The sequence below is a fragment of the Lelliottia sp. RWM.1 genome (assembly GCF_016859735.1).
Taxonomy (GTDB): domain Bacteria; phylum Pseudomonadota; class Gammaproteobacteria; order Enterobacterales; family Enterobacteriaceae; genus Enterobacter.
Genome location: NZ_WLVC01000003.1, coordinates 197,437 through 212,364 on the forward strand (window position 1 = coordinate 197,437; position 14,928 = coordinate 212,364).

At 54.1% G+C, this 14,928-nt stretch carries 10 protein-coding genes; 6 read left to right on the forward strand and 4 right to left on the reverse strand.

Going from position 1 to position 14,928, the window contains the following annotated elements; all coding sequences use genetic code 11:
- Positions 1–14: 14 nt before the first annotated feature.
- The 4 genes from GF617_RS04230 to GF617_RS04245 all read right to left on the reverse strand — a co-directional run bounded on the left by GF617_RS04230 (position 15) and on the right by GF617_RS04245 (position 5,831).
- Entirely contained in the window at positions 15–857 is an 843-nt protein-coding gene (locus GF617_RS04230) for a PRD domain-containing protein (protein ID WP_203451154.1), read from the reverse strand.
- On the reverse strand, positions 854–2,281 hold the full coding sequence (locus GF617_RS04235; RefSeq protein ID WP_203451155.1) for a glycoside hydrolase family 1 protein: 1,428 nt from the start codon (positions 2,279–2,281) through the stop codon (positions 854–856). Before GF617_RS04235 ends, GF617_RS04230 begins: the two co-directional genes overlap by 4 nt.
- Positions 2,278–4,146 carry a beta-glucoside-specific PTS transporter subunit IIABC gene (locus tag GF617_RS04240; RefSeq protein WP_203451156.1) on the reverse strand — a complete coding sequence of 623 codons (1,869 nt, stop codon included), beginning with the start codon at positions 4,144–4,146 and terminating at the stop codon, positions 2,278–2,280. Before GF617_RS04240 ends, GF617_RS04235 begins: the two co-directional genes overlap by 4 nt.
- Before the next feature lie 194 nt (positions 4,147–4,340).
- Positions 4,341–5,831 carry an MFS transporter gene (locus GF617_RS04245; protein ID WP_181623577.1) on the reverse strand — a complete coding sequence of 497 codons (1,491 nt, stop codon included), beginning with the start codon at positions 5,829–5,831 and terminating at the stop codon, positions 4,341–4,343.
- A gap of 118 nt (positions 5,832–5,949) precedes the next feature.
- Between GF617_RS04245 and GF617_RS04250 the strand changes: the two genes are divergently transcribed.
- The 6 genes from GF617_RS04250 (at position 5,950) to narI (ending at position 14,847) form a co-directional block, all read left to right on the forward strand.
- Entirely contained in the window at positions 5,950–6,525 is a 576-nt protein-coding gene (locus GF617_RS04250; RefSeq protein ID WP_203451157.1) for a TetR family transcriptional regulator, read from the forward strand.
- Positions 6,526–6,735: 210 nt separating this feature from the next.
- Entirely contained in the window at positions 6,736–8,124 is a 1,389-nt protein-coding gene (locus GF617_RS04255) for a NarK family nitrate/nitrite MFS transporter (RefSeq protein ID WP_181623579.1), read from the forward strand.
- A 69-nt stretch (positions 8,125–8,193) separates the two neighbouring features.
- On the forward strand, positions 8,194–11,934 hold the full coding sequence (locus GF617_RS04260; protein WP_203451158.1) for a nitrate reductase subunit alpha: 3,741 nt from the start codon (positions 8,194–8,196) through the stop codon (positions 11,932–11,934).
- A complete protein-coding gene (narH, locus tag GF617_RS04265; RefSeq protein ID WP_181623581.1) occupies positions 11,931–13,475 on the forward strand; it encodes a nitrate reductase subunit beta in 1,545 nt (514 codons plus the stop codon). Before GF617_RS04260 ends, narH begins: the two co-directional genes overlap by 4 nt.
- Complete coding sequence (gene narW, locus GF617_RS04270) at positions 13,475–14,170, forward strand: nitrate reductase molybdenum cofactor assembly chaperone (RefSeq protein WP_181623582.1); 696 nt, start codon at positions 13,475–13,477, stop codon at positions 14,168–14,170. Before narH ends, narW begins: the two co-directional genes overlap by 1 nt.
- Complete coding sequence (gene narI / locus GF617_RS04275) at positions 14,167–14,847, forward strand: respiratory nitrate reductase subunit gamma (RefSeq protein WP_181623583.1); 681 nt, start codon at positions 14,167–14,169, stop codon at positions 14,845–14,847. Before narW ends, narI begins: the two co-directional genes overlap by 4 nt.
- Positions 14,848–14,928: the final 81 nt, after the last annotated feature.

Below are 14,928 nucleotides of genomic sequence, written 5' to 3' on the forward strand. Positions count from 1 at the left end.
GCGATCACATAGCGTTATTGCTCATCTGCTCCGGTGATCCTCACAAGATGTACCGTCAGCCACAGCAGTTCGTTCCCGCCGAGGGGGATATCCAGTTGCGACTTAACATAGTCACGTATCAGCAACGAACAGCAGTAAACATGGGGAAACTCTTTAATAATTTGCACCAGCAGAAAACTGTCGCGGGATGTCTCCCGTTCACCTTCCTGCAAACGTTGCAAAAAGAACTGCATATGAATGAGAAAACGTGAGTAGTTGATAGACTCAGTATCGATCTCCCGTTTGAAGTGATACTGCACAAGGTTAAAAATATCCTTGAGCATTTTTACCGACTGCATGGTCTGTGCCACATCATCGCCCTGCGTCTGGCCGTTCACCAGATGAAACGCGATGTTACCCGCCTCTTCATCCGGAAGATGCAGACCATACTGTTGATTGATTGCCACCACCGCGTCGCTGGCAACGCGATACTGCTGCGGGTAGAACCGCCTGACTTCTGAGAGCAAGCGGTTCTGGATGGCAATACCTTTGTTGCAGCGCTCAATAGCAAACACCAGATGATCGGCCAGCGTCAGGAAGATCTGCTCGCGAACCTTGTTACTCAGTTGAGCGTTGGCTCGGGAGATGATCATCGCCGCCATTTCAATCACATCATCGGGAATGGAGGATAGCGCCTCCAGATACCCTTTACGGTTTGAGTGTTCCTGAACCACAAACAGTTTTTCGATTTTGTCTGGCGCAATGTCATCACCAGGTCGGCTGCTGAAGCCTATCCCTTTCCCCATGACGATCACTTCCCGATTATCGTCATCACAGGAAAGCACCAGGCTATTATTAAGCACCTTCTGCACAATCATGGCTGAGTGTCATCCTCAGAATTACCGTTTCTCGCAATAACATCCTTATACCACCAGAAACTGCGTTTACGGATACGCCGGAGTGCTTTCAGGTCTTGTTCACCGCGATCAACATAAATAAACCCATAACGTTTGGCATACCCCTGATGGGTGCTGACCACGTCAATGGCTGCCCACGGGCAGTACCCCATCAGATCGACACCATCAGCAATCGCCAGTTGCATCTGCTGAATATGTGACTGCAGGAACGCGATCCGGTAATCATCGTTGACGGTTCCATCCTCTTCCAGTTTATCCGGCGCGCCCATCCCGTTTTCGGTGATCAAGATCGGCAGGCCATATCGCTCACAGACCTTACGCAGGGTCAACCGCAGCCCCACCGGGTCAACAACCCAGCCGTAAGGCGTTTTCCCAACCCAGGGGTTTTCCGCCGGGCGGTAAACCCCTGCTTCACCCAGCATAATTTGCTGGTCTCCCGCACGCGGTGAGACATCATGTCCATCTCCACGGCTGGCAGCTATGGTTGCCGTTGAGTAGTAATTGATGGCCACAAAATCCGGTCGGCCCTGGCGTAAAATCGCGGCGTCGCCTGGTAACATCTCCGGTGCAATCTCCCGATCCTGTAGATAGGACCAGGCCAGCGGGTGATAACGCCCGTGCACCGCCACATCGAGAAAACTCCAGCAGCGCAGGGTTTCCCAGTTGTGGGCGGCGATGGCATCTTCCGGTTTGCAGGTTTCGGCATACATGGAGGTGGTGTTAATCGCCGGGCCGATCTTTAGCCCCTCAAACGCCTCATGACAAAGCGCAAATACCTTCGCCTGCGCCAGCATCATGTGGTGATTCTGCTGATACAGCGCTTGCTTATCCGGCAGTTCACGGTCTGGCGGAACACCAATCGCACCAGGGTGCAAAATCATGGTGTTCTGCTCATTGATGGTTAGCCACAGAGGTACGTTCTTGCCAAACTCACTCATCAGCAGACAGGCGTAACGGACAAAGGCGTCAACGGTATCACGATTCAGCCAGCCGCCTTTCTGCTCCAGCGCCCAGGGCAAATCGAAATGGTAAAGCGTAACTACCGGAGTGATCCCGTGGCGGCACAATGCCGCAATAAGCCGACGATAAAAATCCAGCCCGGCGGGGTTCACCTCTCCATTCCCCTCCGGGATCACCCGCGACCAGGCCACTGAAAAACGATACGCCTTTAGCCCCATTTCGGCCATCAGGGCCACATCTTCTTCAAACCGGTGATAGTGATCGCTGGCGACATGAAAATCAGCCGTCCCCTCAGGATGCGCCAGCATATCGACCACGGAAGGTCCCTTTCCGTCCTCATTCCATGCACCCTCTACCTGATAGGCAGAGGTGGATGCGCCCCAGAGAAACCCTTCCGGAAACGCCGTGCGGTGTTGGTAGATCATGACGCACTCCCGGTTTGTGTCTGTACCATCAGTTCATCACCGAATGTCACTGATGTCGCTGACGTGATGCGCAGTGTGGCGTCATCCTCACCATTCACCACGACAATCGGCGTAATGAGATCGTATCCGGCACGTTCAATCGCCGCGATATCAAATTCGATCAGGGTATCGCCCGCTTTAACGTCATCACCCACCTTCAGGGATGAAGTAAAATGCTGCCCGTTGAGATTCACCGTATCAATACCGATATGGATAAGCAGCTCCATCCCTTTTTCATCCTGCAAACCAACGGCATGACATGACGGCAGGAACATCATCACCTTGCCATCAAACGGCGCTTTCAGGATGCCCTCCTGTGGGCGAATGGCAATGCCCTTACCCAACAGACCGCCGGAGAAAACATCATCATTGACCTGCGAAAGCGTGACAACGTCACCTTTCAATGGGCTGACAATCACGCTGTCGCCCGGGACATTTTTCAAGGCTGGCATTTCTGATGCCGTGTTCTCTTCGGCAACATCTTCAAAAGCAAACATCCAGGTCAGGGTGAATGTCACCACAATAGAGATCGCGCAGGTTATCAGGGCATGGACAATGTTCATCGGATCTTCACCGATAAACGCTGGAAGTGCCGCCAGTCCTAGCGAGACAAAGGCATAACGAACCAGCCCGCTTAATCCAGCATACATTCCGGCGCAGCCCCCGCCGATCATTGCAGCAATCAATACGCGGCGGAATTTGAGCAGTACCCCGTACAGCGCAGGCTCGGTGATCCCCAGCAGTGCAGTAAAACCAGACGATGACGCCAGTTGGCGAAGGTTGCTGTTTTTGGTTTTCATGGCAACGCACAGGGTTGCAGCCCCCATTGCGATGTTTGACGCCAGCATGCCGGGTCCGTTAATCATTTCGAAACCGTTTTTGCTGAGCTGTCCCGTAGCAATCGGTGTCATAGCCCAGGCCGTACCGGTGATGATCAGGAACGGCTGCAACGTTCCCATCAGCATCGGGATTAACCAACTGGCGTGGCGGTCAATAGAGGCTGCACCTGCGGCGACGAGATCGTTGAGCAGAATACCTGCGGGACCAACAACCACCAGCGCCAGCGGCGCGGTGATCAGCAAAATCAGCATCGGCTTGATAAAGAATTTGATGATCGATGGTGAGACTTTTTCCGCAAAGCGCTCAACCCACGACATCAGCCAGACCGTCAGAATAATCGGCAATACTGACCCGGCGTAGTCGGAGAGAAGAACAGTGATGCCCATAAAATCGACCGGTTTCCCGGCTGCCATCATCTGACCGATGCCAGGATGCAGCAGCACGCCTGCAATGGTCATCGCCAGAATAGGGTTACACTCAAATTTCATCGATGCGCCGTAGGCCAGCAACACCGGCAGGAAGAAGAAGGCCGCGTCGGCGATCACGTTCAGCAACTGATAGGTTGGACTGGTGGCACTGATCAACCCTGTCAGTTTGAGGATCGCCAGCAGCGCTTTGATCATCCCCGCGCCGGTAATCGCCGGGATCACGGGGGTAAACGTGGTAGAAATCACGCTAATAACACGCGCTACCACCCCATTTCGTTTACCGTCTTTACCCTCTTCGCTGCGCCCTTTTTTCTCAGGCAACGCTTTGTTAAGCAGACGGAAAACCTGCTGAACTTCATTCCCGATCACCACCTGGAACTGGCCGCCTTTCTCCACCACGCTGATCACGCCCGGAATGACGCTGACCGCCTCATCCTGCACTTTTGCACGATCGTTAAACTCCATGCGCAATCGGGTCGCGCAATGCGTCAGCGTGCGGATGTTCTCTGCCCCTCCTACATGCCGGAGGATTTTTTCTGCTATTTCGTTATAGTTCATGGTGTTTCCCTGGTGTTGAAGCAAAAAAAAAGACCAAAACAGAGACGCTCCCCTTAACGGGAGAGCATTTCTATTTTGGTCTTGCCTGCTTGCGCAGTAACATGCCGTAATAAAAATGGGCAATTTCGGCGGATTATCTGGACTTCATTTCTGTTGTTCAATCACCGCTTGTTAAAAATGTGATCTGTATTGAGTTAATTCTTATCGTCCGTCTGTGCCAGGCTGAACCAAATCCCGGTAGCCAGAATCAGCAACATCGCACCAGCACTGCCCAGAGCCACGCTGTGGGAGGTTGTAAATGCCGCTCTTGCCGCCTGAATGGTGGCTTCCGCCAGCGACGGCGCAAGATCTTGCGCCACCTTCACGGCTTCTCCAATCGACGATGCCGCTTTTTCAGCAAGCGTTGCATCCAGTTCAGACGGTAACGTAATGGTTGCCGAGAAGCTACGCGTGAGCAGCAAACCAAAGATGGCAATCCCCAGCCCCGCGCCAAGTTCATAGGACATGGTTTCAATCGCGCCTGCGGCAGCGGCTTTTTCTTTTGGCGCAGCCGCCATGATCGCCGCCGTTGAGGCCAGTAAGGCACTTGCTGCGCTAAAGCCGAGGAGGACCATCAACGCCCACGCCGCATATTGCTGAGTACTGAAATCAAGCTGAGACAGGCCCAGGAAACTCAACGCACTCAGCGCCATACCCCCCGTCGCCACAATGCGCAATCCCAGGCGTCCGACGAGCACACCGGCAATCGGACCACTGAAACCACTGGCAACCATCAACGGCAGCATAAACATTCCAGCATCAAAGGGAGTGAAGCCGTGAACGAACTGCAGTTCCTGCGCCATCAACAGTTCAAAACCGACCAGCGCAATCATTGCCGTCATCGCCATCACCACACCACTCAGGATAATCGGGTGGCAGAACAGGCGCATATCGATCATCGGCGTTTTCGCGGCAAGCTGAATGCGCACAAACGTGAAGAGCAGTATTGCCCCGGTCAGTAGCGTGACGGCCACCAGCCACGGAGACAACGTCCCTTTCAGCGCGGTTTTAGCACTGAAGACCAGCAGTAAAATGGCCACGATCAGCATCAGTGCATGGCTGATGTTCAGCGGTTGCTCTGGTCGCCCTTGCTGTACAGGGACAAAGCGAGCCGCAAGCGTCACCACCAGCAGCACGATCGGCACGTTGATCAAAAACACCGATCCCCAGTAGAAATGCTCCAGCAGCAGGCCGCCAATCAGCGGGCCAAACGCCGCGCCACCGGAGCCGACTGCAGCCCACACGCCAAGCGCGATATTGCGATGACGCGCCTCAACAAACAGCGTTCGGATCCCGGCCAGCGTCGCCGGAATGATCATCGCCGCGCCAATAGCCAGTGAGGCGCGAGCGGCAATCAACCACCCTGCCGTTGGCGCGAAGGCGGCAGCCAGAGATGACAGGCCAAACAGGATACTGCCCAGCATTAACAGCCGTTTAAATCCGATCCGGTCGCCAAGCGCTCCCATCGGCAACACCATACCGGCCATCACCAGCGAATAAATATCGATGATCCACAGTAATTCGTTACCGCTTGCGCCCAACGTCATGCTCAATGTCGGCGCGGCCACATGCAGCACCGTTGCGTCAATCGCAACCGGAATATAGACCAGCACGATAATCACTAACGCTAACCACTGACGAAACATAAATTTCCTTTTCACCCTAAAAACCTGGACACATGTCCAAAACGCGATCCTACGTAAAGTTGAACACTTGTCCAGCTCTTTGTTACACTCGTTTCGCCGCCATTGAGAGTGAGATGAAATGAGTTATTTGAGCAAGGAAGAGCGTCGGGAAGCGATCCTTCAGGCCGCCATGTGCGTCGCGTTAACCGAAGGACTGGCCGCTATGACGGTCAGACGCATCGCTGCACAGGCAGGTGTTGCCGCCGGACAAGTCCACCACCATTTTGCCTCAGGTGGAGAGCTCAAATCGCTGGCGTTTGTCCGGCTGATCCGCGAACTGCTGGATGCCGACATCGTCCCACAAAATGCCAGTTGGCGTGAACGCCTGCATGCGATGCTCGGCAGCAATGACGGCGGCTTTGAACCCTACATTCGCCTGTGGCGGGAGGCACAAATTCTGGCCACCCGCGATCCTGAAATCAAAAGTGCCTATGTGATGACAATGGAAATGTGGCATCAGGAAACGGTTAACATTATTCACGCGGGTACAGAGGCAAAAGAATTTACCCTCAACGACAAAGCAGAAAATATTGCCTGGCGTTTTATTGGCTTAGTGTGCGGACTCGACGGTATTTATGTATTAAATATGCCGGAGATGGATGACTCAGCATTTAATAAGCACATTGATAAACTCATCAGCCTTGAATTGTTTTAATACTCCCTTGTGAGTATTAAAAACCGCTAAAAGTTACAATTAGTAACACATAATGCGAGCCCGTATTCCCTTTCTAAACTCAGGGGTTCGCTTTTTTATCTATCCTTTCAATTGCATCCCAAAAACGCCGATCACCTTAACGATGCAACGCCAGGCATCTATCTGTTTTCATTTCACTTTTCTGTTTTTACGGGCAAGAAAGAGGGCGATATGTCACAACGAAATGAGAAAAACAATCATTATCTATTAAGTAACTGGAAACCTGAGAATGCAGCATTCTGGGAGAATAAAGGCAAACATATCGCACGAAGAAACCTTTTAATTTCTGTTGCTTGTCTGTTATTGGCTTTCTGTGTATGGATGTTATTTAGCGCTGTCACGGTTAATCTCAACAAAGTCGGATTTAATTTCACCACCGACCAACTTTTCATGTTAACCGCATTACCTTCGCTCTCTGGTGCGATATTACGCGTCCCCTACTCCTTTATGGTTCCAATATTCGGCGGGCGTTACTGGACGGTATTAAGCACAGTTATTTTGATTATTCCCTGCGTATGGCTCGGTATTGCCGTGCAGGATACCGCAACCCCCTACGGAATATTTATTGTTATTGCCCTGCTGTGCGGTTTTGCGGGCGCAAACTTCGCGTCAAGCATGGGAAATATCAGCTTTTTCTTTCCAAAAGCAAAGCAAGGTAGCGCCCTGGGCATCAACGGCGGGCTGGGCAATCTCGGCGTTAGCGTCATGCAGATGGTCGCGCCTCTCGTTATCTTTCTGCCAATGTTTACCTTCCTGGGCGTACGCGGCGTACCACAGGACGACGGTTCAACCCTGTGGCTGGCAAATGCCGCCTGGATCTGGGCCCCACTCCTGCTCCTGGCAACCGTAGCCGCGTTTTTTGGGATGAACGATATTGCCAGTTCTAAAGCCTCCATCGCCAGCCAGCTCCCGGTGCTAAAGCGCTTTCACCTCTGGCTTATGAGCCTGCTCTATCTCGCCACCTTCGGCTCATTTATCGGTTTCTCGGCAGGCTTTGCCATGCTCTCAAAAACGCAATTTCCTGAAGTGAATATTCTGCACCTTGCCTTTTTTGGCCCTTTGATTGGGGCGCTGGCACGTTCGGCGGGTGGCATGATCTCGGACAAACTCGGCGGTGTTCAGGTAACGCTGGTCAATTTTATCTTTATGGCTCTGTTTAGCGCCCTGCTTTTTCTGACATTACCCGGCTCAGGCTCCGGGAACTTCGTCGCTTTCTATCTCGTCTTTATGGGGCTGTTTCTCACCGCCGGTCTGGGCAGCGGGTCTACCTTCCAGATGATTGCCATTATTTTCCGCCAGATCACCCTTGCCAGAGTGAAGCAACAAGGCGGTACGGATGAACAGGCGCAGCAGGAAGCGGTCACCGAAACCGCCGCCGCGCTTGGTTTTATCTCCGCTATTGGTGCGGTCGGTGGGTTTTTCATTCCTAAAGCCTTCGGCACATCACTGGCGATGACGGGTTCACCGGTGGGCGCCATGAAAGTCTTCCTGGTGTTTTACGTCATCTGCGTGTTTGTGACCTGGCTGGTGTATGGCCGCAAATCGCACATCAAACAATAACCTTCCGTTCGGCATTTTGTGAGCAGTGTAACCCCGGGGTGAGTCTTTCACCTCGTCAGGAGAAACGTCATGAGTAAACTGTTGGATCGCTTCCGCTATTTTAAACAAAAAGGCGAAACCTTCGCCGACGGCCACGGACAGGTGTACCACACCAACCGCGACTGGGAAGACAGCTATCGCCAGCGCTGGCAGTTCGACAAAATTGTGCGTTCCACTCACGGTGTAAACTGTACAGGCTCCTGTAGCTGGAAAATTTATGTCAAAAATGGGCTGGTGACGTGGGAGACACAGCAAACCGACTACCCGCGTACACGCCCCGACCTGCCAAACCATGAACCTCGCGGCTGCCCGCGTGGCGCCAGTTACTCCTGGTATCTGTACAGTGCAAACCGGCTCAAATATCCGCTGGTACGCCGCCGGTTGATTGAGCTATGGCGAGAGGCGCTGGCTCAGCATAGCGATCCGGTGCTGGCCTGGAATGCCATTCAGAGCGATCCGCAAAAAAGCCAGAGCTACAAGCAAGTTCGTGGACACGGCGGATTTATCCGCTCAAGCTGGAAAGAGCTGAATCAACTGATTGCGGCAGCGAATGTCTGGACCATCAAACAGTTCGGGCCGGATCGTGTGGCGGGTTTTTCTCCCATTCCAGCAATGTCGATGGTTTCTTATGCCGCAGGCACGCGTTACCTGTCCCTTCTCGGGGGAACGTGCCTGAGTTTTTATGACTGGTATTGTGACTTGCCCCCCGCCTCACCAATGACCTGGGGCGAGCAAACCGACGTTCCTGAATCCGCCGACTGGTATAACTCCAGTTACATCATTGCCTGGGGCTCAAACGTGCCGCAGACCCGTACACCTGATGCCCACTTTTTTACTGAAGTCCGCTATAAGGGCACAAAAACTGTTGCCATCACGCCAGATTTCTCAGAAGTGGCCAAACTCAGCGATCAGTGGCTTGCACCGAAGCAAGGAACCGACAGCGCCCTGGCAATGGCGATGGGCCATGTGATCCTCAGGGAATTTCACCTCAACAATCCGAGCGAGTATTTCCTCAACTACTGCCGCCGTTATACCGATATGCCGATGCTGGTTCTGCTTGATGAACTGCCCGATGGCCGGGTTGTACCGGGGCGAATGCTGCGTGCCGCCGATCTGGCAGACGGGCTTGGCGAGGTGAATAACCCAGAGTGGAAAACAATCGCCTTTAATATTGCCGGCAACCTGGTTGTGCCCAATGGTTCAATTGGTTTTCGCTGGGGTGAAAAAGGCAAATGGAATCTCGAATCCGTATCAGCGGGCCAGGAAACCGAGCTAACACTCTCACTGCTGATCACCCACGATAGCATCGCCGACGTCGCTTTCCCCTATTTTGGCGGCAATGAAAACCCGCATTTTCGCAGCGTGAAACAAGAGCCGGTGTTGATTCGCCGCGTGCCCAGCAAGACGCTGACGCTGGCAGACGGCAGCCAAAAACGCGTCGTCAGCGTCTACGATCTGGTGCTGGCAAACTATGGTCTGGATCGGGGGCTTGAGGATAGCAACGCGGCAACAGATTACGCCGCCATCACAGCCTACACCCCTGCCTGGGCAGAGCAGATCACGGGCGTTCCTCGTCATCAGATAGAACAAATCGCCCGTGAATTTGCCGATACCGCCAATAAAACCCACGGTCGTTCAATGATCATCCTCGGCGCGGGGGTGAACCACTGGTATCACATGGATATGAACTACCGGGGAATGATCAACATGCTGGTCTTCTGCGGTTGTGTCGGGCAAAGCGGAGGCGGATGGTCGCACTATGTCGGCCAGGAAAAACTCCGCCCACAGACAGGCTGGCTGCCGCTCGCCTTTGCCCTGGACTGGAACCGTCCGCCGCGTCAGATGAACAGCACGTCTTATTTTTACAACCATGCCAGCCAGTGGCGTTATGAAAAACTGACCGCGCAGGAACTGCTTTCACCGCTGGCCGATGCATCGAAATTTACTGGCCACCTGATCGACTTTAACGTTCGTGCAGAGCGTATGGGCTGGCTGCCCTCGGCCCCACAGCTTAACCTCAACCCGTTACACATCAAAGCTCGCGCCGACGCCGCCGGAATGACGCCCCAGGAATACACCGTCCAGGCGTTAACGTCGGGGGATATTCGCTTTGCCTGCGAGCAGCCAGATAGCGGCAGAAACCATCCGCGAAATTTGTTTGTCTGGCGCTCTAACCTGCTCGGCTCCTCCGGAAAAGGCCACGAGTACATGCTTAAGTACCTGCTCGGGACAGAAAGTGGTATTCAGGGTGATGCGTTAGGTTCCACTGACGACGTCAAACCCGAAGAGGTGGAGTGGCAGACCACCGCCATTGAGGGCAAGCTGGATCTGCTGGTGACCCTTGATTTTCGCATGTCGAGCACCTGCCTGTTCTCCGATATCGTTCTGCCAACGGCGACCTGGTACGAGAAAGACGACATGAATACCTCGGATATGCATCCGTTTATTCACCCTCTTTCAGCCGCCGTTGATCCTGCATGGGAATCCCGCAGCGACTGGGATATTTACAAAGGCCTGGCTCAGGTTTTCTCTGAGGTGTGCGTCGGCCATCTGGGAACCGAAACCGATGTGGTACTCCAGCCGTTACAGCATGACTCCCCGGCGGAACTCTCCCAGCCGTTTGATATCCAGGACTGGCGCAAAGGCGAATGCGATTTAGTCCCGGGAAAAACCGCCCCCTCTATTGCCGTAGTCGAACGTCATTACCCGGACACTTACGAACGCTTTACCGCCCTTGGCCCGCTGATGGATAAGCTCGGTAATGGCGGTAAAGGCATTTCATGGAATACCCAACACGAGGTCGATTTTCTCGGGAAGCTGAATTACGTCAAGCCCGATGGCCCGGCGAAAGGCCGTCCGCGCATCGACACCGCGATTGACGCCTCAGAGGTGATCCTCGCCCTTGCTCCGGAAACCAACGGCCAGGTGGCCGTCAGAGCCTGGCAAGCGCTCGGGCAACTGACGGGGCGGGAACACACGCACCTGGCGCTTAACAAAGAAGACGAGAAGATCCGCTTTCGCGATATCCAGGCTCAGCCACGCAAAATCATCTCCAGCCCAACCTGGTCTGGTCTTGAAAGCGAACATGTCTCCTACAACGCAGGTTATACCAACGTACATGAGCTGATCCCGTGGCGCACGCTCTCCGGTCGTCAGCAGTTGTACCAGGATCATCAGTGGATGCGGGCCTTTGGCGAGAGCCTGGTGGCCTACCGTCCACCGATTGATACCCGAAGTCTCACCCACATGCGCGAGATCCCGCCAAACGGCTTCCCGGAAAAAGCGTTGAACTTCCTGACGCCTCACCAGAAATGGGGCATTCACTCCACCTACAGTGAAAACCTGCTGATGCAAACCTTGTCGCGCGGCGGGCCGATTGTCTGGATCAGCGAAACCGACGCCAAAGCGCTTGGGATTGAAGATAACGACTGGATTGAAGCCTTCAATGCCAACGGCGCACTCACCGCCAGGGCGGTGGTCAGCCAGCGAGTCCCGCCAGGGATGACCATGATGTACCACGCTCAGGAACGCATTCTGAATATTCCGGGTTCCGAAGTCACAGGACGCCGTGGTGGGATCCATAATTCGGTCACGCGCGTCTGCCCGAAACCGACTCACATGATTGGCGGCTATGCCCAGCTGGCCTACAGCTTCAACTATTACGGAACCGTCGGCTCGAACCGCGACGAGTTCATCATGATCCGCAAAATGAAAAACATTAACTGGCTGGATGGTGAAGGTCGGGATCAGGTACAGGAGGCGAAAAAATGAAGATACGCTCACAGGTTGGAATGGTACTGAATCTCGATAAGTGCATTGGCTGCCATACCTGCTCGGTGACGTGCAAAAACGTCTGGACCGGACGCGAAGGTATGGAATATGCGTGGTTTAACAACGTCGAAACCAAACCGGGGATCGGTTACCCGAAAAACTGGGAAGATCAGGAAGAGTGGCAAGGCGGCTGGGTTCGTAGCATTACAGGCAAACTCACGCCGCGTCTTGGCGGGCGCGTGGGCGTGCTGTCAAAAATCTTCGCGAACCCCTCCCTGCCGGGCATTGACGACTATTACGAGCCCTTCACTTTCGATTATCAGGACCTGCACCGTGCGCCAGAAGGCGACCACCTGCCAACCGCCCGCCCACGCTCGCTGATTAGCGGTAAACGCATGGATAAAATCACCGGCGGCCCTAACTGGGAAGAGTTGCTCGGCGGCGAATTTGAAAAACGCGCCCGTGACCGTAACTTCAATACGATCCAGAAGGAGATGTACGGGCAGTTTGAAAACACCTTCATGATGTATCTGCCACGCCTGTGCGAACACTGTCTGAACCCAAGCTGTGTGGCAACCTGCCCAAGTGGCGCCATTTATAAACGTGAAGAAGACGGTATCGTGTTGATCGACCAGGACAAATGCCGTGGCTGGAGGATGTGCATCAGCGGCTGTCCCTACAAAAAAATCTACTTCAACTGGAAAAGTGGAAAATCAGAAAAATGCATTTTCTGCTATCCGCGCATTGAATCCGGCCAGCCGACCGTCTGCTCGGAAACCTGTGTCGGACGCATTCGCTACCTCGGTGTGTTGCTGTACGACGCAGATCGTATTGAGGAGGCCGCCAGCACCGAACACGAAACTGACCTCTATGAACGCCAGTGCGATGTGTTCCTGAACCCACACGACCCGGCAGTCATCGAAGAGGCATTCAAGCAAGGCATTCCGCAAAACGTCATTGAGGCTGCACAACGTTCGCCGGTCTACAAAATGGCAATGGACTGGAAACTCGCCCTGCCGCTGCACCCGGAGTACCGCACCTTGCCGATGGTCTGGTATGTACCGCCGCTGTCTCCAATTCAGTCTTATGCCGATGCAGGTGGCTTGCCTAAGAGTGATGGCGTTCTGCCTGCGGTGGAAAGTCTGCGCATTCCGGTGCAATACCTGGCAAATATGCTCAGCGCAGGCGATACCGGTCCGGTTCTGCGTGCCCTGAAACGCATGATGGCGATGCGCCACTATAAACGCTCGCAAACCGTGGAAGGCGTGACCGACACCCGCGCCATCGAAGAGGTTGGTCTGAGCGTGGAGCAGGTCGAAGAGATGTATCGTTACCTCGCTATTGCCAACTACGAGGACCGGTTTGTGATCCCGACCAGCCACCGCGAAATGGCGCGCGATGCCTTCCCGGAGAAAAACGGCTGCGGCTTTACCTTTGGGGACGGTTGCCACGGGTCCGATACAAAATTCAACCTCTTCAACAGTCACCGCATTGATGCCATCAACATTGCCGAAGTGCGTGAACATGGGGAGGGAGAATAATGCAGATCCTCAAAATCATCGCCCTGCTGATTGAATACCCTGACGAGGTGCTCTGGGAAAGCCGTGATGAAGCGCTATCCCTGATAGCGCGAGACCTCCCCCGGCTACAGCCCTTTGCACAGCAACACCTGGACGCCCCCTTGCTGGATAAACAGGCACAGTGGTGCGAAGTCTTTGAGCGGGGACGTGCGACGTCATTACTGCTGTTTGAGCATGTACATGCCGAGTCCCGCGATCGCGGCCAGGCGATGGTGGATCTGATGGGCCAATACGAGAAAGCCGGGTTACAGCTGGACTGCCGCGAGTTACCGGACTACCTGCCGCTCTACCTGGAATACCTGAGTATCGTCACCGATAACGAGGCGCGGGAAGGGCTACAAAATATCGCGCCGATCCTGGCCCTGATTGGCGGACGCTTAAAGCAGCGTGATGTGGCGCATTATCAGCTATTTGATACGCTTCTTTCTCTTGCGGGAAGCCCGTTAACCAGTGACAGCGTCAACAGACAGGTCGCAACGGAAGCGCGCGATGATACACGACAGGCGCTGGATGCGGTCTGGGAAGAGGAACAGGTGAAGTTTATCGAAGACAACGCCACATCGTGTGACAGTTCACCGATGCAGCAATATCAACGACGCTTTAGCCAGGACGTTGCACCGCAGTACGTGGACGTCAGTGCCGGAGGCCCAAAATGATCCAATACCTCAACGTCTTTTTTTACGATATCTACCCTTACCTGTGCGGTACGGTGTTTTTTCTGGGAAGCTGGCTACGTTACGACTACGGGCAATACACCTGGCGGGCTTCATCAAGTCAGATGCTGGACAAACGCGGGATGGTGCTGTGGTCGAACCTGTTCCACATCGGAATTCTGGGGATCTTCTTCGGGCATCTCTTCGGAATGTTGACCCCGCACTGGGTCTACTCCTGGTTTCTGCCGATGTCGCAGAAACAGCTGATGGCGATGATCGCGGGTGGCATATGCGGCGTACTCACGCTGGTGGGAGGCGCTGGATTACTGATTCGCCGCCTGACCAATCCCCGTATTCGCGCAACCTCCTCCACCGCCGATATTTTGATCCTCTGCGTGCTGCTGGTGCAGTGCATCCTGGGACTCACCACAATCCCCTTTTCTGCGCAACACCCCGACGGCAGTGAAATGCTGAAACTGGTGGACTGGGCGCAGGCGGTGGTAACGTTTCACGGCGGAGCCTCGGCCTATCTTGATGGCGTGGCCTTTATCTTCCGTGTGCATCTGGTTCTGGGGATGACTATCTTTCTGTTGTTTCCGTTCACCCGCCTGGTACATGTGTGGAGTGCGCCAGTGGAATATTTAACCCGCAGGTATCAGGTGGTACGGTCGCGGAGATAAGTGTTTCCATATAGCGGTCAAAAGGTCTGTTTTTACGGGTAATAGCAGCAGACCTTTTATTTTCCGCGAATAACAAACACC